At 35.1% G+C, this 22,954-nt stretch carries 16 protein-coding genes; 2 read left to right on the forward strand and 14 right to left on the reverse strand.

Annotated elements, in window-relative coordinates:
* Positions 1-14 precede the first annotated feature (14 nt).
* From CLOL250_RS00465 to CLOL250_RS00490, 7 genes are all read right to left on the reverse strand, one after another.
* Positions 15-644 (reverse strand): hypothetical protein, encoded by a 630-nt coding sequence (locus CLOL250_RS00465; RefSeq protein WP_008399853.1) that lies wholly within the window; start codon positions 642-644, stop codon positions 15-17.
* The gene (locus CLOL250_RS00470; protein WP_274922214.1) at positions 634-1,839 is read right to left on the reverse strand and encodes an AAA family ATPase; all 1,206 of its coding nucleotides are present in this window, start codon (positions 1,837-1,839) and stop codon (positions 634-636) included. Before CLOL250_RS00470 ends, CLOL250_RS00465 begins: the two co-directional genes overlap by 11 nt.
* A 292-nt stretch (positions 1,840-2,131) precedes the next feature.
* Complete coding sequence (locus CLOL250_RS13855) at positions 2,132-2,269, reverse strand: hypothetical protein (RefSeq protein ID WP_008399855.1); 138 nt, start codon at positions 2,267-2,269, stop codon at positions 2,132-2,134.
* Between the two features lie 167 nt (positions 2,270-2,436).
* Positions 2,437-3,237, reverse strand: a complete 801-nt coding sequence (locus CLOL250_RS00475) for a sensor histidine kinase (protein ID WP_342413202.1) — start codon at positions 3,235-3,237, stop codon at positions 2,437-2,439.
* 111 nt (positions 3,238-3,348) lie between these two features.
* Positions 3,349-4,194, reverse strand: a complete 846-nt coding sequence (locus CLOL250_RS00480) for an ABC transporter permease (RefSeq protein WP_008399857.1) — start codon at positions 4,192-4,194, stop codon at positions 3,349-3,351.
* Entirely contained in the window at positions 4,187-5,095 is a 909-nt protein-coding gene (locus CLOL250_RS00485) for an ABC transporter ATP-binding protein (protein WP_446714945.1), read from the reverse strand. The genes CLOL250_RS00480 and CLOL250_RS00485 overlap by 8 nt, the downstream gene beginning before the upstream one ends.
* 96 nt (positions 5,096-5,191) lie before the next feature.
* The gene (locus CLOL250_RS00490; RefSeq protein ID WP_008399859.1) at positions 5,192-5,911 is read right to left on the reverse strand and encodes a response regulator transcription factor; all 720 of its coding nucleotides are present in this window, start codon (positions 5,909-5,911) and stop codon (positions 5,192-5,194) included.
* A gap of 558 nt (positions 5,912-6,469) precedes the next feature.
* Between CLOL250_RS00490 and CLOL250_RS00495 the strand changes: the two genes are divergently transcribed.
* Together CLOL250_RS00495 and CLOL250_RS00500 are read left to right on the forward strand one after the other, a co-directional pair.
* Positions 6,470-6,853, forward strand: coding sequence for a plasmid mobilization protein (locus CLOL250_RS00495; RefSeq protein WP_008399861.1), 384 nt, complete (start codon positions 6,470-6,472; stop codon positions 6,851-6,853).
* Positions 6,843-7,094: a hypothetical protein gene (locus CLOL250_RS00500; RefSeq protein WP_008399862.1), complete on the forward strand. Its 252-nt coding sequence runs from the start codon at positions 6,843-6,845 to the stop codon at positions 7,092-7,094. Before CLOL250_RS00495 ends, CLOL250_RS00500 begins: the two co-directional genes overlap by 11 nt.
* A 55-nt stretch (positions 7,095-7,149) precedes the next feature.
* Here the strand turns inward: CLOL250_RS00500 and CLOL250_RS00505 are convergent, their stop codons facing one another.
* The 7 genes from CLOL250_RS00505 to drmA form a co-directional block, all read right to left on the reverse strand.
* Positions 7,150-7,875 (reverse strand): hypothetical protein, encoded by a 726-nt coding sequence (locus CLOL250_RS00505; protein ID WP_049941070.1) that lies wholly within the window; start codon positions 7,873-7,875, stop codon positions 7,150-7,152.
* Between the two features lie 23 nt (positions 7,876-7,898).
* Positions 7,899-8,942, reverse strand: a complete 1,044-nt coding sequence (locus CLOL250_RS00510; protein ID WP_044944524.1) for a hypothetical protein — start codon at positions 8,940-8,942, stop codon at positions 7,899-7,901.
* A gap of 226 nt (positions 8,943-9,168) precedes the next feature.
* Entirely contained in the window at positions 9,169-10,827 is a 1,659-nt protein-coding gene (locus CLOL250_RS00515; RefSeq protein WP_147554340.1) for an RNA-binding domain-containing protein, read from the reverse strand.
* Between the two features lie 167 nt (positions 10,828-10,994).
* Positions 10,995-16,835 carry an NACHT domain-containing protein gene (locus CLOL250_RS00520; RefSeq protein WP_008399866.1) on the reverse strand — a complete coding sequence of 1,947 codons (5,841 nt, stop codon included), beginning with the start codon at positions 16,833-16,835 and terminating at the stop codon, positions 10,995-10,997.
* A 212-nt stretch (positions 16,836-17,047) separates the two neighbouring features.
* The gene (locus CLOL250_RS00525; protein ID WP_008399868.1) at positions 17,048-17,740 is read right to left on the reverse strand and encodes a phospholipase D-like domain-containing protein; all 693 of its coding nucleotides are present in this window, start codon (positions 17,738-17,740) and stop codon (positions 17,048-17,050) included.
* Positions 17,722-19,485, reverse strand: a complete 1,764-nt coding sequence (gene drmB / locus CLOL250_RS00530; RefSeq protein ID WP_008399870.1) for a DUF1998 domain-containing protein — start codon at positions 19,483-19,485, stop codon at positions 17,722-17,724. The genes CLOL250_RS00525 and drmB overlap by 19 nt, the downstream gene beginning before the upstream one ends.
* Positions 19,485-22,952, reverse strand: a complete 3,468-nt coding sequence (drmA, locus tag CLOL250_RS00535; RefSeq protein ID WP_008399872.1) for a DISARM system helicase DrmA — start codon at positions 22,950-22,952, stop codon at positions 19,485-19,487. The genes drmB and drmA overlap by 1 nt, the downstream gene beginning before the upstream one ends.
* Between the last annotated feature and the right edge of the window lie 2 nt (positions 22,953-22,954).

The following is a 22,954-nucleotide window of genomic DNA, read 5'->3' on the forward strand; positions in this document are numbered from 1 at the left end:
GTACTCTCCTTATACTACTCTATTTGTTCATTAATCTTCTCAATCCACCCACTGTCATCACTCTCAAACAGCTTTATGAACTTTCCAAAATTACTGCTACCAGTAACAGAATCATCCGAATCCAAATCTTTCACTCGGCGACTCATATCTTTGTAATTCTCCGCAGTAACATGTTCCATAACCTCATGAACCTGGTCTGCTCTTCCTTTGTAATTCTCCACCCCGGTATATTCCTTTATCAAGGGAGCGTTCACTGGTTTTGCCGGAGATTTCAGATTTTCATCGGTCCAGTGCTTAGATATAATCTGCATCGTACAAGGATTCCCAAACATAATCACTTCATCTGCAGCATTATCCACACCATGAAACTCATTAATCTTACGTTTAATGTCTTCATACTGCTCATGCGGTTTCTTTTCTGTATCGCAGAATACAAGTACAAGTTCGTCTGCTCCATTTTGATAGCGGTCCTGATATCTCGCTGGAATATTCCCATTTCCACCGGCATTAACCAATGAGATATCATATTGCTCATTCCACATTTTTAAATTCTTTAACCGATTTAGATATTCATATTCCTCATTGCCTTCACAGATAATGCAAATTTTATGCTTATCAAAGAACTTAGGGAGCTTATTTGGCATCGGCATCATCCCCCTTTACATCACCTTTAATACTAAGCAAGGAATTGATTAGTTCTGGATCAGGCAATGCTCCAAGAGCACCTTTCCGATATTTTTCCATAACATCTGTCGTATCTCGTACGCCCTGCTGTGCTGTAAAATCTGCAAGTGAATACACATATACGCCGTCTGCATCCTTATGAACAAACCAAATCTGCTCCTTCCGGAACATTCTTTTGCAATCCATAAGATTTATATCATGTACTGTAAATATCATCTGTGCACTTGTATTCAATTCATTATTAAACATAGCAACAATCGCCCTAGTAAGCTTAAAATGAATACTGCTATCCAACTCATCCACGACTAAAATCCTGCCTTGTTCAAGTGCTTCAATTACATAGCTGGCAATAGCCGCAATCTTCTTTGTTCCTGTGGAGTCAAACATCATGCTTGGCACATGGACTCCCTTATAAGTAGATACCAATCTGATTTGATCCATAATGTTCTCTGGAATATCTAGCACTTTCTCATCTGGCTTTTCGACGCCTTCACCAGTTTTCAGCTGTATCCTATCCATATCCACATATTCAAAATTATCCATGTATAAGTCAGCATTTTTTATGAACCCAACAACCTTCTGCTGCAACTGATTCTTATTCTTCATGAGTTCAATCGTGTGCTGCATAGGTATGTTATTCATATTGATGATATCAATTTTTTCTGCAAATCCGACAAGAATCTGCTTCATCTCATTGATATGTTCGAATTTACTTGTATCTACCACATAGCATAACAAATTATTCTTTGATACAACTGAAATCATAGTCTGAACAGATTCATCAATACACTCATATATTTCACTAACAGTATCTTTTTTCAACCAACAAACTTCCTTTTCGTTGTTGTACTTATCTTTAAATATCTCCGAAAATGACTCATATATATATTCTTCTTTTTCTGCGTCATACTTAAAATCATAAGAAAATTTTCTTCCAGATGCCATAAATGTAACACCTAATTCGCATACATCACTATCAGTAAATATATTCGGCATCAGTCCATTTTTCTTATTTAAAAGCACATTTCTTATTGCCCTAATACACTTAATTAAACATGTTTTCCCTGCATTGTTTGGTCCATATATTCCTACCGTTTTAAGGACATTAAAATTGTTTTCTTTGTGAACATTGGCTCCAAATTTCTTATTTCGCATATCTGCTTTCATTGAAAATGTAATATCATCCTCAAATGCATAACAGTTTTTTGCTCTTACCTCTATAATCATGGCTCATTCCTCCAAGTCACTTTTTCTATTTACTTATCATTATTATATCATTGATTATTTTTTATGCAACTTTTTTTCACTAAATATTATTTTAAGAATTACCAAAATCTCATCCATTAAAAAAGGACAGCCTCTTGGCTGCCCTCTTGTCATCATTTACTAACAGAACAATACTCGGAGATGAACGCTGATCTTTTTAATGCATTGGTGAAATTTCTACTTAAATATCTGCTTCCACATTTGTTGTATATAACAAGTCTAGTTCTTTCATCATCCTTCGTTCCAATATTTCTCTACCAAAGGACATCAGCAATGCTAATATCCCAATGAAAATCGAAATGATCTCATAAGTCGTCATCGACGCCACCTCTACGCTCCGCTCCGGTCGGCGCTAAACAATCGTCCCCCCCCGGACGCTTAACGCCCTGTCATGGGTACTTTCCTTAGATAGTATCCTAACATAAGAGCTAATGCTTCTGCAAGGATAAATAAAAATTATTGATTATCCCTCTACGTTGCAAAATACTATTTAGCATCGGTTCCAATCGGAAAGTTCATTTCAACAATAAACTCTTTTTTTTCTATTTTTGCTTCAATCTCTCCATCCATCCGACTAACCAACTCCTTTGCAATAGATAGTCCCAATCCAGTAGATGTTTTACTTCTGGCGGCATCTGCTTTATAAAATCGCTCAAATACCTGATCTATATTATTCTGTTCTGGATGTGTAACCTGATTGCTGATTCTAAGCACCGCCTGATTTTGATCACGTTCCAACACAATGCTAATCTTCTTTTCTCCATGATCCAGCCCATTTTTTATCACATTCTGGATAACACGGCGGAGTCCCTGCCTGTTTCCATGTATATACAACTGTTCTTCCGTAATCTGAATATCCGGCTGAATTTCCATTCTTACCCATTCATCATAGTATGAAAAAACTGTTTCTTTCAAAATCCGGTTCATACAGCACAATGTCAATTTCAAACTGTAAGATTCGTTTTTTAACTTTGTAAACATAAAAAGTTCTTCCAACATTTCATTCAGACTATGAATTCTTTCGTGGATAATGCTTAAATAACGTTTCTGATCCTCTATATTTTCACATTCTTCCATTAGCTGGAAATATCCGTCCAAAGATGTCAGTGGTGTACGGATATCATGAGAAAGATTTGTATAAGTGTCCGCAATCAGAGCTTCTTTCTCCTGATAATGCTGCTTCTCTTTTCTTCGCAGTTCCAGAAGCTCATTCAACTTGTCAGAAAGCTTTCCTATTCCACCCACATCAAATTCATGGTTAATCAACATGTTACTGTCATGTTTCATCATAAACGCCAATTGGCGGCAGATGTCTTTCACCTGCCGCTGGTATTTCCACATAATAATAAATTGTAAGATAATAATTCCTGCTAATATCCCAATTACGATATACATCCGTTAAATATCCCTCTTTTGAAAAACAACGCTGCTTACTGATATCATCATAACGATGAACACTATTGCCACACCAAATGCCGCCAAACACTCATTTCCACTCGGATCCATAGGAAGCAGTGATAATTTTCCTGTTATCGTATACTTATAAATCTGGAAATTCTGAATTCCTATTTTTTGAATAGCACTATTGATCACCCCATACACAATGGTCATTACATTCATGCTAAGACAGACAGCAATGACCATGCTGATTACATTATTTTTCAAAATAATTGCAATCGCCATACAAATCAGCACAAGTGCATAATGAAGAGCCAGTTCAGTCACAAAATAAGATAAAATTGCCTTTGTATTTCCCCATTCCAATTCCCCGAAAACAATACCATTCGCCGCTGCCTGAAATAAGAATGCACCTGCCATTGTCAGTACCGTAAAGACAGCCAAGGCAATTGCTCTGGAAAAAATCAGAGTTCCTCTATTTCTAACCTGACCTCCTATATTCTTAATATATCCGCTACTGATATCCGCTGTTGAAAACAGAACAGTAAAAATCACCAAAAGCAGTGCATACAATTTTCCTTGGGAATTGGCAAAAAAGATATCATATACCGTCACCTTTTCTCCCGGCTCCGTAGGCAGCGTTACCATCATTCCCACATTAATATTATCCACAGTAGGTTCAGTAACCTGCTCCTGTTTCATGGCATCCTTTTCAGTCAAAAGCTCATAATCTGTCTTGCATAAAGATGTTGTAATCAATAATATTGCTGCCAGTACGATCCAGATTACATACATACTTTTGGTTTTAAGCATCCGGTATAAATCCATTTTTATTATATTAAGCATGATCCGCACCTCCCGTCAGATTCAGAAAATAAGTTTCCAGTTCTTCACTGGTTATGGAAATCCCTTTTACCGGAATTCCTGACTTTGCAAGTTCCATATTCAACGCTGCACTTTCATTCAATCGTTCAAAAATATGAATATGCTCTTTATCTGTTACCTGATAGTTGGTAAATCCCATAGAATCCATCACCGGAATCGCCTGTTTCGGATGATCCAATGTCAACTCTATCCGTTCACTGCATCTTCTTATTAATTCTTCTCTTGTAATTTCCTGTAATAAACTTCCATTATGAATAATTCCATAATCAGTAGCAATCTTCGATAATTCCTCAAGAATATGACTGGAAATGCATATTGTCATATTCTTCTCTTTCTGAAGTCTCTGAATCGTATCCCGGATCTCTGCAATACCCTGTGGATCCAATCCATTGATTGGCTCATCAAGAACTAATAAATCTGGTTCTCCAACCAAAGCAAGACCAATTCCCAAACGCTGTTTCATTCCAAGTGAAAAATGTTTTGTTTTTTTCTTTCCCACATCCTCCAGACCGATAATTCTCAATATTTCTTCAATATAACTTTTTTTCTTTATTCCAAACAGCTTGCATTTGATATTCAGATTTTCATATGCAGTCATATCTCCATAAAGTCCCGGTGCCTCAATCAGACATCCTATCCGTGATCGAACTTTTTGCAAATCCTTTCCCTTGTATCCGAACATCTCGATTTCTCCACAAGTTGGCTTGGAAAGTCCACTGATCATCTTCAGACAAGTTGTCTTCCCAGCTCCATTCCGACCGATAAAACCATAAATAGCACCTTTTTTAATATGCATATTGACACTGTCCACAGCTTTATGGTGTCCATATTGCTTAGTCAAGTTTCTTGTTTCCAATAACATTTCGCTCAAGTTTTTCATCTCCTTTTTCTTATCTGCATTTATCATAAAGGAATAATCCTAATCAAACGCAAATAAATAGTAAAAAAAGAGTAAAGATTATAGATGAAGACGATAACCGATTCCCCAGACTGTTTCAATATATTCCTCAGATGTAACTGTTTTTATCTTTTTACGAATATTGCTTATATGTACATCCAGAGTTTTTGTTTCACCCATATATGGTTCGTCCCACGCATATTCAAAAATGTCCTCTTTACTGAAAACCTGCTTCGGATTTCTGAGCAGTAATTCTAAAATCGCAAACTCCTGTCTTGTTATCTTAGGAAGTATTTTTCCACCAATGCTGACCTGAAAAGTAGCTTTGTTCAATACCATCTCTCTGAACGAAAGGTTAGATTCTTTTATTTCCTTTTCTTCTGTATGACGAAGCTGTACCTGAATTCTTGCCAGTACCTCTCTGATTTCAAAAGGTTTCGTTATATAATCATCAGCCCCACTAGTTAAAACCTTTACCTTTTCATCCAAGCTATCTTTCGCAGTCAAAACAATAACCGGAAGATTTCCCTTTTTCCGTATTTCCTCCAGAACTGCTTCTCCTGTAATTCCCGGCAACATCAAATCCAGCAACACCAGTGCATAGCTATGCTCCTGCATATTCAAAAGCAGCTTTGCCTCAGTTCCGGAAAACGCCTGCTCACAGGAATAGCCTGCTTTGGATAATGCTTCCTGAAGCAGATTATTGATATTTGTATCATCTTCTACAATCAGTATTTTCTGCATGATAGTTCTCTCCTCTATTTTACACTGTGAAAACATTATTTTCTTGCATTATACGCTTTTCCCTTTTTTTCCGCAATTACTCCCCACAGATCCCCGGAATTCTCCAGTACATAACATACTTTTTGTTCCAGCTGAACTTATAATTTTCAGTATTGCTGTGCTTCCAAGATGCATATATCACTTTTTCCTTACCATTATGCCTTTATTTCTCCATCAGTGCTTTCGCAACCCTTATCCCGCCAACAAATAGAGCCAAACTAGAGCCATTTGATAAAACAAATGCCGGAAACCCGCATAAATACAGGCTTTCGGCATTTTAATCCGTTATTCAAACTCTTCCCCTATATTTTATCGTCATCCAGCAAAGGCTGATATTTCCTACATTTCAGGCATGTCTGCTTCGCCAAATGTTACGCTTTTCATATCGTTTTGAAACTTTTTAGTAGCAAATTAGTAGCACAATTTCAGACATCAATTTATCTGAAGACTTGATATAATCTACATTTTTACTACTAATTGTGAATAATCAACTGTGGCTTGCGAGTGATTCAAAATCATCACTCTGCTGCCATTCAAAACGAAAGGAGCATTACCATGAGTAACCAACACAAACACCCAACTATTAGTTTTAGAGTTTCTGATTCTGAACGTAAACAAATCGAAGCCCGTATCCTTGGCAGCGGTATGATGAAGAAAGATTACTTTGTCCGTTCCTGCATATATAACCGAATCTGCGTTGTAGGTAAGAAAGAAACTATATATTCTCTGGTACATACTGTAAATGCATTGTATCTGCAATTACTTGAAATGCAAAAGGCATTTGTTAATTACTATCAAGAGCAAAATACCGATAATCTTCCTACAAACGATGAAATCACAGAGCTGCAGACCAGCTATAACAATATGCTTTCTGCCATCATTGATCTGCTTGATGGTGCTAAGTATCTCTGGGAAGGAGGCACTCACAATGAGCAATAATCTTATTTATCTGTTCGGCATGTATGAACCTGACACAGATTCCATCGTTGTATATGCAAATGACAGTAAAACATTCATAATCAATTGTCAGAAATATAATTCATCTGTCATGCTTGATAATCCTGATGATATTGTATATCTTTACAGACTTGCGCAGGATACTCCTCTACTGTATGCAGAACTTGCTCTCAAAGCAGATGGATTGCAAGGATATGTTGATGCTATGAATGAATTTAATTAAATATTCTCATGTAGCTGCACACATAATTAAATTGTGCAGCTACAATACACATTTTTTACCACACCCAAAGTATTTTTTTATCATCTATGCCAAGCAAATCCTCATGTTCAAATCTATAAATTTCCTTATCTTCCTTGATATATGCTACTTTTAGAGACTTTTCACAAGCCTGATTATCTATTCTACTATAAGAAAATCCTATCCTACAAAAACCATATTCTGTTCCTTTTGATAAATTAACTTTTATATCTACACTACAGTTTTTATCCCATCTAATCCAGCTTTCGCCATTTTTAGGATAATAAACTCTTATTGTATCTTGAGCAAATGGCTCATTATACAATAAAAAATATTCTCGATATAATTTTTCTCTATCGTTTACAATATTTACAATTTCATCTCCTGCTAACTGATTACTTATATCTTGATATTCTATTCCATTCACTTCAAACCAATTATCTAGTATTGCCATTCCTAACGATACTGCATGTTTTTTTTCAGCATTTAACGAACATAATTCAATAGCCATGGTAAGAATAAAACTACGATATATATCATCTAATGATTTGTTGCTTATAAGCCATACATAATGTCTTTGTATAGCAAGAGATTTTAAAATATCATCAGCAAATGAATCATCTATTCCTTCAGTTGCATCGCACGCTTTCTTTACAGCTTTTTCCCATAAATCCATCTTTTTATATTCTTTTACTGACTTTGATATGTACTCAGTTATAAAGTTTAAAGATTTTTCACTTATTTTATCAACTATTTTTTGCATACAAATCACCTCTTCATTATGTATTAATATCCATCTAACCACAAAACAAAATCTATTCTATACTCGTCATCATTTATCCAATATGTTATAACCTGTAATAATGTATTAACCTTTTGCTTATCAAAAACTACACTCAACAATTTTTCAGATGGAATCTGTTCTCCTTGCTCTGTTGCGGTGAACACTATAGCATACTCTTTCTTGACATTACGTAGTGTCCCCACTATTTCAAACCTCTTACTCTTTGCTATTAAAAGTGCTTTTTCTACTCTTTCAACAAAGCACTTAATCTCATCCCTAAATAAATGTGCCAATAATTTTACTACCTCATAGCAGCCATTTAATTCCGATTCTACCTTCATATGTTCATATAAGACTGATACATATTGCCTAAAAAGTTCGTAATATAATTTATCTTCAGACAACACAGCCTCTCCATATTGCTCATATAGGTATTGTTGCACCAACATCTCATTTTTCTGTGGCTTACTTAATAAAAATCCTTTATGTGTTTCAGTAACTAACAAGTTAATTGATCCGCTTTTATTATAGAACTCTTTCCGCCACTTAATATATTCAATAATTTCGAACGGAGACAACAGTTGCCTACACATATACTTAAAGTCATCTAGTGACATACAATTAACAGTTAAGCCATCATTTCTATGACTTCTAAGCAAATGTTCATATTTACATATACTTTTATTTTCAAAAACTACAAGCGGAACAATCTCCGCATCTGAGTTAATCATTGTTCTTTTACCTCTGGCATTTACAAAAGAGACTTTTTCTGTCTTAATATATGAAATAGTGTCCTTTATCTGTTCCTTGGCTTTTTTACATTTCTTTTTCAACCACTTTTCTTCTATATTTTTATCTTGTGTCCTATCCTCTTCATTCCGCTCCTTTAACTGAATAGCTAGAATAACATCCTCTAAATTTATTATTAAATCTGCTAATTCTATCTCTGTCCCACCATCCGGAACAAATTTCAATTGTGAATACACCAGTTCTTTATAAAAATAATTCTCCGAAAATGAACTCAATAACTTTTCTGAATTTGTCAATTAAACACCACCTATCCATTATGAATCCTCTTTGAACTCTCCATAATCACTTTACAACTTGAATATTTTTTCTTAATGGAGAAGTTTTATAATGAGTTGCAATCGAGTTTTATCATAAAACTTAACTTAATTATATCCTCAATCACTCTACAATGCCGCATAATATTTCATTTCAATTGAGTGGAAATTGAGTTTTTTTATAAAACAAAACTCAATTTTCACTCAATTATTTATACACAACATACCTGGCTGCTGGTCCTTTACCTGTTAAAGTAATCAGATTTTCACTCCTCATTTTATCAATGACACTTCTTGCCTGCTGCTTAGTAAATCCGCACATCTCCTGTATCTTAGCAGATGTTATCTGGTCATTTGTCTGTAGATATTCTAAAATCATATTTTTTGCCTTGATATACTGAACCGTTTTATCTCTTGTATATTCCACATCTGATTTTAGTGCCTCATAAACCTTAGCAGTCAGCATATATTCTTTGCCTACAATCTCAATCAGACCTCTGCTAACCAGCTCATTACATGACTTTTTTGTTTCATCCAGAGATTTTTGAACTTTCCTTGATAGCTCTGATAACTGCTCTTTTCTGTTGTCCATTAAGTCTCTTAATATCATCATCTCAGCCAAAGGCATAATTTTACTATTTTTATCCTGTACTTCCGTAATAAACTTAACAAATTCTGTATTATCTATTGCACTAAATATTGTCAAAGAAACTGCATCATTAAATGATCTGTATCTTGGATAAGGCTTACCCATTGAAACCATGTCCTTAAAGATGATATCTACTCCCTGACCTGTTCTCTGAACATATTTCAAATTTTGCAGTGTCTCTGCTATCAGTTTATTTCTTGGTATAGATGGATGCGTTATGATATTGTCCTCTGTAATTCCATCAAGGAATCCTCCTGGATTTTCAATAACAATTCGATCCGGATATTGTTTTACATAAACTGCTGCATTGCTCTGATAGTCTCTATGGGACAACGCATTGAGAAGTGCTTCCTGAAATACTCTCTCTGGAAAATCTTCTACCTCAAGTCTGAATAATCCTACCTGAATGTTCTCTATCTTACTGTATGCTTGTACTCTCTCTGTCAGCTTGTCAATGACACTTATTAATGGCAACTTCAAATCAAGTCTTGCATCGTATTCTTCTAAATTATCAGCTGAATAATGCAAATATATAACTTCCGCCTGCGGTAACAATCTTTGAATTGAGGTTTCTTTTCCCACAAAGAGCAGACCTGCAATAGTCAGTCGTTCTACATCTCCATCATATTTTATAAGCTGTAAATCTCTCAAAAAATCTATATCATCCAAATCTGGTAATGTGGATTTAGAATCCCTGACTCTTAACTTTTCCTTCAGACTATACACTTCTAACTTATTTACGTCATCCAGAGTACTCTCACCTATAATTCTGCCAGAAAAATCCGGATTCTGTGCAGAAGAATAAACATTGCTCAACTCATCCGGATATGCAGGTTTTGAATTCTTACCTAATCGCTTCAGGCATCTGCCATCTGTAGTTGTATATGTCTTTCCATCTGCTTTGACTGATATTGCAATAACAAGTTTTCCTTGATACTCGAAGTCTGATATTTCTGTAAATAATGGTGGTACCGTCCTGTCATAAATTCCCTCAATAATACGCTGACCATCATAATTTCTATCACAACCAGTAACTTCAACAGGCTTATCTTCTACTCCAAAATAAACTGTTCCGCCCTTAGTATTTGCAAATGCAATTAATTCATCAACAGCAAGGGAAATAATTTCTTTCATATTTCTTGCATTTATCCAAGACTTAAATTCAACTGTATCAGTTTCCTCAGCATCTAATATTTCTTTAAATTCTTTTTCGGTCATTCGTGTTACACCTTCTTTCCCAATAAACACTCTTGTCTAATCTGGTAAAAAATCTTTCACATAAATTTCTCCTACAAATTATCTACTTTTACAAACAATTTCATCCCTTTCATACATCAAGCTGATTTCCACTGCACATCTTATATACAATATACAATTCTTACAAATCAGTAAGTCTGCGTATATGATTCCACGCAAGTTTTCATCATCAATGTTCCAAATTGTTTCTCCAACATTTCGATATACTCTTTCTTTATATACAACTCGGTACCACTATATAATGGAATTGCATTGCCTGGATATTCGCTGTCACCTTTGTAACTCGATAACCATTTTTTCATAATACAAACAATATCATTATCCTGATTAACTGCAATATATCTTCCATTCAAAAAATCAAATTCCATATGAATGTTAAAAAGTTTAGAAATCGAAATACTAGGCCACAGGTAATCTGCATCTTCTAATTCTCTATCAAATGTTCTAACAATATTAATAAGAGATTCCGAATTATCTGAAATCATATAAGTTTCTCCTTTTCCAACCGCTAGAGCTAAATATCGTCGGAATGGGATCTGATTCTCTTCATTACTATCTCCTACTATACCTTGATATGCAAAAGTAAAAGACGCCTGATGATAATCAATTCTTGTTCTTGTCTCATAGCATCCGATTAGAATGTATTCCTCCTCATTATTTTTAAGAAAAGGAACACACGAATTACTCTTATCATATAGATGATTTCGAGGTTGAATTTCACGGCACTTGAATAATCTATATATCCCCTGGTAGTCAGGTATCAACCGAAACAAATTCTGCGGAATCAACTCTGGTTTTCTGTCACGATAAGCTTTTTCAATGATTGCGTGGAGCGCATATTGAATTACATATGATTTGTACACGGTATTTGTTTCAGGCATCTTACTTTCCCCACCAACAAAAGCGCGTATTTTATTATTCAATCTACTTGATGCATGTAGCCTTTTGTACAGTTCTACATAGTCAATACCACAAGTATCGACCACCTGCATAATTGGATCTCTATATACTGAATTCTTAGCGTATTCATCGGTTCCTTCTCTAGCCTCTTCTTTTCCAAGATCATATAGTTGCTCAGCTAAGTAAAACTCAATATCTTCTTGTTCCAAATAATCTGGTGAATGCTTATCTACACACTTTAAAAGATAGCTCTTATATATTGTAAATTCCGAAAATATGACGTCCAAAAGCAAATTTCTGGTTGGATAAACAGCATTAATTGCATTTATCATTCGATCAACATTCAAATCTTTCAAACGATATCCATAACATCTTACTAAATCAGCAATTGCTATTTGTGTCACAAGATTATACTGTTCATAATGTTCTAGACAAAATACTATTGCTTCTGTAAATTCTGAATAATTCTCTTCTTCAGCAGCATTCGCCAAATAAGCATACGTTGCCAGAAACGATTCCTTACCTCCATCAATAAACCGCATTAATAAGCAATTACGCAGTCCTAATAGTTCATCTGTTTCTTCCAAAACATTATCAATAGGATAATGATCAAGATTTGGGAAACGAAGTTTCATAATATCAAATGCATTTCTCCAAATCGTAATAATGCTGTTCTTATCATACCCAACCGCAAAAAGTGCATCCAAAAGACCTTTTGTAATTCTGCCCGAATGTGAAATAATAACTTCAGGTAATTCACTATAAAATATGTTACGAGCTATATCAGAACTAAGTCGTATACTATTGAGAAATTCATCCTTATCAATTAACGAGCTTCCCCATTCATATGAATAAAGGTACATCAACATATGAATTTCTGACAGTTCTTTATCGTCAAGTTCCAACTGCTCAATGATTTGTAGAACAATATCCTTACGTTTCTTACTATACCTCCATCCACCGTATTCAGTAATTATAAATCTCATTATCTCAAGTAGAGAGTCCTTATCATTCTGATAATTTCTAAGGAATCTACAGATATCTTGTACATCTCGCTCAATTAAATCATGTGTTTCAAACCATTTCTTTGCATCCTCTGTAGTTAAAGCTTCAAAACGTGTTTGATTAGCTTCAAAAACATCCACTGTTTTCTTAACTTCTTTGTTTTCCATATCGTCGGCTTTTTTTATATGGAAATATTCTATATACTGTGAAACATCAAATCCTGATGACTCAACTGTTAATAAAAATTCTTTAATGCTTCCATCTTTACACGAATCATTGTCCGGCCAAGGACTATCAAGAATATTAAATCTTGAAACAACATTGATAACAAGTTCATTCATACGGCGCTTGATTAGTAATCTTTCATCATCGTCTGCTCCTGTGTATATCTGCTCTAGTGTTCTGAATACAGATGTGGATGCATCAATTATTCTTGGGCTTGTATCATTTGGAAGCGACTCAATCAGTTCAATTACAATATCTAAACAATCCAAATCATTGCTATACTTTTTTATAGCAGAACGTAACATACCCTCCACAACCCAGCTTTTTCCGAACTTGATTTGTAGCCCTGACAGGAATGCAAGTGCATACTTCGAGTCTATCTTAAGCAATTCATCAAACCAGCGATTTAGAAAGTGCTTTGTTTCTCTTCCATCAGTATGATTCCAAAGAGCCATTGTCATTTTTGTTATTGTATCACGTTCCTCTTCTGGATTTCCTGCAACAGCTTCAAAAAAAATGTTATAAGAATCCATAATTTGCAACAGAATAATATCCTTGTGATATCCATATGCAACAAGATAATGTATACATATATCAAAATGCTCTAAAGCCTCAGACTGATTATACTTTGAAATAAGACTAACAAAGCGTAACTTTGCTGCAGCTATGCAATCATATACCTCATTTTTTTCTATTTTCTCCTGAGTTCTTAATAAATAAGGTTTTACGATCTCATAATTATCAATTGTCAGAAAACGAGATATTAAGCCCAAAAATTCAGCATCAGTTAATGGACCTCCCATACTATGATCCAAACTTGTTCCAGTTTCATCATCAAGCCGTTCGAGAATCCCTAGGGCTTTCTCCAGATCCTCTACTGTTCCATTTTTGACAATCAGCTCTACTGCCAGTTCATATGACCTTGTTAATTCATTCTGTAGAAAATACAAATCACAAGTACGTGGTTCTCCTTTGAAAACTTCCGTATCCTGTAGCAATAGTTTCAAATTAGTAAGTGCTGTTTCACAGATTGTTTTAGAATCCATTTGTGTTGTGTGTGCACACAATTCTGACATCTTGACAGAATATATTATCCAATTATAGAACCAGTTAATATTTTTACAATCCGCACAGACTTTCTCTATTACTTTCCTATCCCCCGCTACAGCCAAATAATATATTTGTGAGGAAAATTCTTTAAAAATCATTATATCTTTTTCTCCTGGCATCCTCAATGTTTTGATTTTTTCCAAGTTTCCAATTGTAACCTCAAAGGAAACTTCACTTTGCGGATAATATCCAGTCTCAATATACGAAAGATAGTTTTTCCAATTAATCAGTTGTTGCTCCTCCGCAATTGAAGCAATTTCATCAAATTCTATATAGTCCTGTAACTCATCATACGCAATCTCAATACATTGGTTTCTTATTGAAACCTTTTCTTTTTCTATTGCCTCCATAAGCTTAGGAATGATACTAACTCCTTGTTCATCAAGATAATATCTATAATAGTATTTAAGTTCCTCAATTTTATACTGTTTAGCCTCTGTATCTAAATACAGTTCCCACCAAGGTGTAATACCCGCTTTCGAAGAAATATAACACGCAATTCGGCCTGTATTCATATCAAAGGTTGGTTTTCCATCAATTTGCATTAATTGATTTAGTTTAGAAGCACCCTTTATATCACATATTGCTTGGAAGTACTCTTCTCCAGTACTATCGAATTCGTTCATATCATCGAGCATTGCCAACAACTCACCTGCTGTTGCCAACGCAACTAAATTTCTAATTCTACCCGCACTTCGGATAATACAATTCAAGTTCATTCTTATACGTTTTCGAGAATAACCCTCTGATACTGATTTAAGAACAAATTCTTTCTCAATCAATTCAATATTTTCTGCATCTCTCTTGATTTTATATAGCAATTCAGTAAGATAATAAAATGACTTATCAAATTCAAAAAATGGTTTCTTCTGTAACCAATCAGCAAGAATACCATAGACATTTCGCTCTAAATCCACTTTTTTATCTTTCAATGAATCTAAAACAAAACGGCGGAAACTTTCATGATAGATTGAAAAGCCACCGCTTAGTGTATTTTCTATCAATAATGGATGAAGCACCGATATATCTTGTTCTACATATTTGCCGTCCCCTGTAATCTCCATTAAATCATTTAAACCAAGATAGAAATCTGCCCCACAAAGTGCATTAACCGTGCGGTTATTATGAACTTTTGTATACAAATAGGAATAATACTTAGAGAGACTGATATCGTAGTCAGGTATTTCGTCTATTAATTTTTTATTCTCATCTAAGTTTCGTAATTGGCGCAGGATATAACTAAGGTATAGAGCATTTCCCTGAGATTTCTTAAGTATATATGCACTTATTGATGAAATATCATCATCTTCAATAGTATCATCACTAATTTGAAAAGTCGTCATCAAGGATTTTACTTGTTCTATTCCCCAAGGCTCAATCTCAAATACACTGTAGTTCTTGCTTTTAAACTTCTCTATTTCATTTATTGGCTGCGATGATATTATTACATAGCAGTTATCAGGAAAATCGATTTCCAACAGTTCCGAAATGATTTCAATTTCAGAGTGGGAAATAAAATCTTTATTTAGCTCATATTCTCTAGCTATATGATCAAGACCATCTACCACTAAATAGAATTCTTCTTCAATGAAACAAAGCAAATTTTCAAGCTCTGCTTTATTAGCACCAAAGATTGTATTTTTATGTACAACTAGCTCTGGGCATTGTTCCACTATCTGCGAAACTAGATTTCCATATAAGGAAGTGACACGTATTCTCTCAAGACTATTTGTATCCTGTAAAGACTGGAAACAATTATAATGTATAACTTTACTATCTTCACTCGTAAGTTTATCTACGTATTCATCAACAAGCCAAGACTTTCCAGATCCAGGGTTGCCTGAAATAATGACACGTTTTGAATCAAGAATTACTCTGTGTAACCTTTCAATTTCATCACCAAGTATAATCTGATGCGTTGAATCCACCGGAAATCTTTGATCAAATTTCCCGTAATCCATTATTAATCCAAGGCGCCCCACTAATATATTTGTATAAAGTCTGTTTCCTATCGCTCTAGAATGTTTTACTTCCGTTGCAAGTTTATAAATAATATCCTCCACGTTGAGAGCATCATTTGGATATATTCCTACCCCCAATTTCTCAGTTTGCCGAATAATTACATTTTCTAGGGCTCCAGGATTCTTTAAATCCAGACTTGCTTTAGGCATTTCTAAAATAATCGTGAGATCATTACAAAAAGCTAAAAAGGCTTCTCTATCAATAAGTCCTGACTTAATCGCCGTATTAAACTTTCTCCAACTTTTTGGTGGTAATTTTTCTGCTGGCCAAAACACGTCACCGTCAAACGAATATGCAGCAACCGAAAAAGGCAGAGATTGTTCTTGAATAGGCTTCAAATACTCTGTAATTGGATCATCATCAGTAGGCATGTTCCACGCTAGACATAACTTTATTTGAGTATCATTTTCGGATTCTTTTCTCATTTTCCAAGAAGCGAAAAGATCACACAACGCAGTATCATGTCCATTGCCATTTGCCAAGTCATCTTTAGTAAGTTTATGGGAGCTTTCATCATCAGAATACTTAATTTGAAATTCAATGTTACCATTAGACATCTTCAACTTTAAATCATCAAATTTATCTCCGCTGAAATCCTTACGATCGATAATCAGCTCAGCATCTATCTGTTGAAGCATCAGTTGTAGAATTATTGAAACAGTAAAATAATCCTGATATTCATATCCTTCATGGATTGGACTCTGCATTTTATGACCTCCTCACATCAACATTCAGTAAATCAACCTATTAATTCTTCCCCTATCATTAAATCATACGATTCTTTTTGCCCACACAGTATAAGAAATTTTAAGGTAACTCACTGACAATAGTTTCCATAATTTCAATTTGCAAATCACATAAATACTTACGAAAATATTTTATCCCATATATGAGGAACGGATATTTATCTTTTTCGTAATTATTTTTGTTTTCCAAACACCTTCATCCTTACCATTTCCTTCATAACCTCCTCTATCTGCTTTGCCTTGTCATGGGATTCAATCAAGAATCCCATTTCAATATTTCCTTGCATTCCGTGATATGAAAGATTAGCTGACGACACCAGTGATTTCTTTACATCTGATACAATAAGTTTCGCATGCAATGCTGCCATCTTGTCATCTTCTTGCTTTTGATATTCATATATCTGTAAGAATCGCGAACGATATGACATCAGTCTGTCAAGCACTTCCTTCTGCTTTTCTGTATCATTCACATATATACGAACATATACTCCTTGCTGGCTTTTTTCAATAATAACATCAAGCATTTCGGCAAAATAATCTGAGATTGAATAACCAGTTATAGTAAGACTCTTTTCTGTATTCTCTATCAGATTACGCATTGTATCTTTGGTTCTTAATGCTATCACACGGAATGAATCTGGTGCAGTAAGGACAAGCTCTGCGTGTTCAATTTTCTTTGACGAATACATTTTCATGCAAAGGCTAATTATATCTATTATCTCCCCTTCCGAACAATTAGTAAAATGTTTTCTAAGTTCTTTAATCACACGATAAAACTGTGCACTCTCTCCATTAACAGAATAATTTTCAAGTGCATCTACTATCAGCCCTGCAATGTACTCAATTTTTACACTTGTATTCCACATAAATCTCTCACCAATTCTCTGAAATATCCCATTTTCTCATGCTCCGGTACCGGTACTACTAATGCTCTATCAAGTAGGCGGTTACCATTTTCACATGCAGTTTCTGATATCATAGTACAAGAATGACAGGCAGCCCCATTTAATCTCTCACTCGTCGGATTCTTCATAAAGCATTCTGGGTCTGTTGTACATGTTAAACCATTCTCCAGTGCCCCTTTTAAAAGCGGCAAAAACTTATTCATTCCGCCAAGTTCAACAAGTCCACCTAGTGAACCTTCCTTATCCGCCGCACCTGTGTAAATTAAAATTCCACACATATTTTCACTACTATAAATGCGTTCATGTAATGCAGATGATGAATATCCTGACTGCATAGACATTTCCTTAATCAACATATGTGAAAGTGTATGTAACAACACATACTCTGCATTTCTTGGTTTAAAATTCTCCCATCCTTTTTTCTGACAATATGCTGCATAACATTCCTCATATTTATCAGAACGAGATTTCACAGTCTCTATCTGCATCCACTGGTTTATTTTTTCCTTATTTAATTCAATGAATACACCTTCACCATTGATTTCGACTGCCGGAAGCCATTTTTCTCCCGAAGAGCACTTCAATTTTACGATATGTGACTGCTCATCCACTTCTGGTTCTGGTGCTTCCAATCTTGTAAAACCTGTCAAAACTCGTACTTCACGTAATCTATGTATTTTAATAATCCTAGAAATATACTCTTTTAAACTTTCACTCAAAGTAACTTCTTCTGCTTTGAAATACTTAACATCATGTTGATACTCGACATCCTCATGATGCGTAATAGCTGCATACTCCATTTCTTTAAGTTCAGTAAACTCTTTGATATTTTGGCTTAATCTATCATAGGCAGCTATAAAGTCTTCATAAGAATATTTATCTCCAAAATACTTCTGATAAGCAAATGAAAGACCTGCCTCTTCTCCCATAGCCTCTACCAATGTTTCAATAGTTGCTCTTTGTGCACCCATGATATCATTAATAGGATTTGTCCAAGGTGGAATTGATATTGCATTTCTTGTGACTGTAAAATACACATTAGATGCACCACGCTGGCTAGGTATTACACTCTTCTTACAAATTTTCGCCTCTGCTCCTGGTCTATGCGGATGGTTTCCTGAACAGCATAGACCAGCAAATTTTTCCTTCTGCATTGCTCCAGACATAACTCTCCTTGCACCGCAATTACACTCAACACGGAGTTCTGCAAGTGATGAAGTATTACCCATTGATTTTAGGTACATATCTTCTTTACAACTTGTTTCTCCATGATGTACCCACCATCTCCAAGGGAAATCGTCCATATGCCCATCTTCGCATACCGTTATAAATCTCGAAGGGTATGCTGGAAATCCACACTTAGGGCATTTCACTTCACCTTGATTCTTTTTGTACTGGTCCATATCAAAGTAATCTCTCATATCAAATAAGAATTTACATGTTCCCTTTGAACACACATGATAGTATGGAAATGACACAACTGGAATATCCTCTTTTCCACCTGTCTTTGGCATAAAGAATCGTCGAACATTCATATAACTAGCCAATCTTGCATCTCTAATTTCTTTACCAATATTGTTAGTATCCCAGTACTCTATATCTAAAACTGTCAATGAATCATTTACAGCATCCATTATCGAGCCTGGTCCATATGTAGTTATTAACTGATTCGGACGAATCTCGCCCAATTTTTTATAAAAATTCATCAGACACCCTCCCAATAAAAAACTGTTGATGATTGCTCAACATCACGCATAGAACTTAGTGTTGGTTTTTCTTTGTCTCCATAATATTCGCCATAGTATGTAAGTAGCCTCTTCTTATCATCAGCTACTGCTGGAACAAAATAATATAGCTTTTCGTCTTTTGCAATGTTCTTCCAAGTATTGATAAACTCATCCATTTCTTTCTCTGTATCTACATAAGACGATGGTGCAGTTATCTTAACTCGCTCAAGAATTTTGTCTTTTATATCTTTGATTTGTTCATCAGAAATATCATTAATGTTTGATGCTCCACCATTATCAGCCATCGTCTCTACCTGTAATCTTAGTAAAGAAACTACCAATGCATGTAATACTCTGTCTCTAGCTCTAGCCGCAAATGGCGTTGCTGTAGTTCCTTCTACATATCTATACATCTGTGAGTGGAAACCAACAAAATTCTCATAATTAGACAAATCCCTTGGTCTGTAAGGATTATAAACAGTAAAAATAATTCCAGGATGCTGTCGACCCACACGGCTTGTTGCCTGAATATATTCAGAGTTCTGCTTTGGCTGACCTACAACTGACATAAGTCCTAAACGGTCAACATCCATACCTACCGCTATCATATTAGTTGCAATGACAACATCATAACAGCCTTGCTTCTCCTTGTTTTTATCATAAGAAATTGCTAACTTTTCAAGAACCTGCGCAATCTCCCATGAAGGTATGCGAGATGTAATTTCCTTCTTTCCCTCAAAACTGAGATATCTCTGTTCTGAGCTATTATATTTATTCTTTACAACACGAATACGGCTTGCTATATCGTCGTCAAGAAGGCGCACTGCACCACCCAATTCTCGAATACTATTAAAGTAGCCAATCAATGTGTAATATGGATCAATATAATCCTCATATTCCGGATTCTTTGCTATATCTAGTGCTGTTTGCAAAATAATCGAATACAAACGAATAAGCGTTGTTTTTACAGATTGTCCGCTCGCACATATACCAGCATATTGACGAAATGGCTTTTTTCCATCACTAATCATTCTACTGATTTTTTCTTCTGAAGCATCAACTAAATTTTCAGTTGGAAGCGGTACTTCCTTAATAAAAAATGAATCTCTTGTATCAAAGCCACTTGGCGGAAATTGTGCAAATTCATTTCTCCCATAAAGAAACTTAATCTGTTCCCCAGCATTTCTAATAGTTGCTGTTGAAACAATATACTTAGGTCGAATCTTCTTTCCATTCTTCTCAATACAGCACATCTCTTCTACAACAGTTTCATATCCACCATAAATCGTTCCAAGAGGACCAGTAATTAAATGAAGCTCGTCCTGTATAATTAGCTCAGGAGGATAGAATTGTTTACATGCAACCGTTTCAGCCCTTTCCAATCCCGCTGCGACATCTGCATTATGTCTTCCTGCATGCTTTTCTCCAATAGCAATATGTCCACATCTACTACAATATCTATCTGTTCTGCCAAATAGCAAACCAACTCGTTCAGACCATGGAAGTCTCGCAAATTTATCTACAGTCGAAATAATCACAGTAGGACACTTTGCATAAATTTCCTCATCAACAAGATAAACCGGTATGGTTCTTCCTGTTTTTAACGAAAACATACAATTCTTATCTGCACAGTGAATTTTGACATACTTTCCCTTTTCATTGATGTCATATTCATCCCGTGTGATTTCCTTACCACAATAAGGGCATTTAATAATCTGCTTTGTAAGCTTCCTTATAAATTCTTTCTTCTTAAATTGATCAGAATCGCTGTATTCGCTAAATTTATTTGGGGTAACATTACCTCCAACCCAGAATCCAATTGAAATTCTTTCCTTACCATATAATTTTTCATTCTTCTCACGCAATTGTTCCATTGCAACAATAAGACGCATCAGTCTGTCTCTCTGCTGAGTTGTAAGTAAACGAAGCGTGTACCTTAAAAATACTGTTACTCCACCATCTTTCTCATAATCGGTTTCATCTGAAGCTGTCAGTCTCCTATATGCTATAGTAAAAGCAATCAGCCCTAAATATGCCTCTGTCTTACCACCACCAGTAGGGAAGTATAATAAATCAACAATATTTCGTTCCGGAGACTCACCATCCATAATCCCATACAAATTCAAAAGAACAAATGCAATCTGGAATGGTCTCCACTCACTGTGATCTTTCTTTCTTCCTTTTTCTGGCATATCAGTCATATAATCTCTTAAGCTGCAAGGAATGCCATTACCATAATCTTTTGAAAAAGCTGTAATACTTCTCTGTAAATACATTGCTTGATTCATAAATACAAACGCTTGATATACCTTATCATTGTTTTCAATCAAATCAATTCCAGCATTCATCCTACGATTTGCATCATTGCATTTATCAATAATAGTCTGACCTGTTGCCTTAAATTTATCATCATGCATAGCTTCGTCGTTTGTCAATGCATCTGTAATCCAACTTCCATACATTTCTGTCAATGTACGAAGATTCTGAATAACTTCTGACTTTTTCCTTGGTGAGCCCATCTGAAGCATCGAAAAGGCATGCTCCGGCATATCATCTATCTGTGCACTTACACTTGGAATTTCATAATCTGGAATAAATGATGATTTTATAGCAGTTGCATTTATCTCTTCTGCTTTCTTTTCCCAAGTAGCAGCACAACCTCTTCCTCTTGCATAAACTGGTCTGCCTTTATAATAATATTCATCCTCTAATTCAACTTTTCTACAGAGATATTCTGGTACAAAAATAGGACTCATCAAATCATCTGCTATGAGCATCTCCACTTGGAACATTACCTTTGCATATTCTTTTTCATCGCCATCTAACTTATCATTATTATGCAAATAAACCGATACCATCTTGTATCCATTGTCTAACTGCATCTTCATAACATAAATATAGATGTTTCCATTAGACTCAAGTGGAATCTGCTTCGAACGCCCCATCAGATTAAAATCGATTTCCACAACATCATTCATCTGCTCACGAATATATATGGTATGTTTCTTCTTTTTCTTATTCTCTGCATCTTCTTCTAAGGTTTCATCTATTACTTCACCTTGCACCTGTTCTGCATAATACTTTCCCCAATTAATATAAGCATTAACCTTTTGAACATCATCAGAGACATAGAAAGACACACCTATAGAAGACGGCTTCTGAAAACCACCTTTTACTCTATCCTCTGGTTCCTCTTCTTCAAAAATTCCTGCCTCCAAAGTTTCTCCATCAGCATCGAAATTCTTTTCTGTAAACTCTACATCATTGTAATTTTCATCTTCCGTTACATCTGTATCAGCCGGATATAATAATCCCGTAATATAACTACTCGTTGGTACTTCATTCAATTGTTCACAATCTGATGTTGGTCCTATTAAGTCTTTTCGTACTGCATCTAAAATCTTCTGTCGAACAATAGCATGTTTAAAATCCTTTATATCAGCCATCT

The organism is Clostridium sp. L2-50, assembly GCF_000154245.1.
Taxonomy (GTDB): domain Bacteria; phylum Bacillota; class Clostridia; order Lachnospirales; family Lachnospiraceae; genus Coprococcus.